Origin of the sequence: Neisseria sp. P0008.S010, from assembly GCF_051962715.1 — a bacterium.
In the GTDB taxonomy this organism is placed as follows: Bacteria; Pseudomonadota; Gammaproteobacteria; order Burkholderiales; family Neisseriaceae; genus Neisseria; species Neisseria elongata.
The window spans coordinates 1-232 of sequence record NZ_JBQCVA010000450.1 but is presented as its reverse complement, the minus strand read 5'-3'; the positions used below and the strand labels follow the sequence as shown (position 1 = coordinate 232).

The following is a 232-nucleotide window of genomic DNA, read 5'->3' as shown; positions in this document are numbered from 1 at the left end:
CCTACGGGTGGCAGCAGTGGGGAATATTGGACAATGGGCGAAAGCCTGATCCAGCAATACCGCGTGAATGATGAAGGCCTTAGGGTTGTAAAGTTCTTTTAGCAGGGAAGATAATGACGGTACCTGCAGAAAAAGCCCCGGCTAACTCCGTGCCAGCAGCCGCGGTAAGACGGAGGGGGCTAGCGTTGTTCGGAATTACTGGGCGTAAAGCGCACGTAGGCGGATTGGAAAG

At 54.3% G+C, this 232-nt stretch carries 1 rRNA gene; it reads left to right on the top strand.

What is annotated here, in order from left to right:
• Nucleotides 1-232: ribosomal RNA gene (locus ACTHSL_RS14295) — 16S ribosomal RNA — on the top strand; the annotation flags it as partial.